Source organism: Microbacterium petrolearium, assembly GCF_054782875.1.
This window is the reverse complement of sequence record NZ_BAAGRQ010000062.1, coordinates 1-774: the sequence shown is the minus strand read 5'-3', so window position 1 is coordinate 774 and position 774 is coordinate 1. Positions and strand designations below refer to the sequence as shown.

At 37.3% G+C, this 774-nt stretch carries 1 rRNA gene; it reads left to right on the top strand.

From position 1 onward, the window contains the following. Positions 1 to 774: ribosomal RNA gene (locus tag ACYVJ0_RS13605) — 23S ribosomal RNA — on the top strand; the annotation flags it as partial.

Below are 774 nucleotides of genomic sequence, written 5' to 3'. Positions count from 1 at the left end.
CTTACATAGGTAGAGCACTGACCATCATATTAATGGTTTTAATCGTTAATTTAATTGGGGGATCATAGATTCTACCTTTGATGTGTTAACCACCAAATGATGTAAATTTTTATGGGAAGGACAGACTATTCATGATAAGGTGGATAGTCGAAACGGAAACAGCCGAGAACATAGATAGAAGGTCCCAAAATAATGACTAAGTGAATTTAAGGAAGTCGTAGTCCTAATACAGCAATGATGTTAGCTTGGAAGTAGCTATCATTTGAAGAGGGTGTAACAACTCAGTTGCCTAAAGGACTATAGGCACCGACAATATGCGGGTCTATAGGTCATTTACCGAAACTATGTCAATTAAATTATATATTCTGTAATTTAATCAGAGTAGAGGAGCATCCCATGTGGATGAAAGATAGTGTTTCATTATCTGGACATAATGGGAGAGAAAATGCTAACATGAGTAACGTAGAAGATAGTTATAATACTATCCGCCGATTGAACAAGGGTTTCGTTGTCATGGTTAACAGCGACGATTTATAACGGTCTCTAAGATTATTATTGATGAGTTTGTCATAGATAACTATAACATTTGTTATGGTCAGGAAAATTATATGATTATTACCGTACCCTACAACCGACACAGGTGTTCAAGTAGAGAATACTAAGGCGTTGAGATAATACCGCATAAGGAACTCGGCAAAATGCTCCCTAACACTCGATAATAAGGGAGACCACTTAAAAAGTGGTGGCACATAATAGGGAGGGGCGACTGTTTAC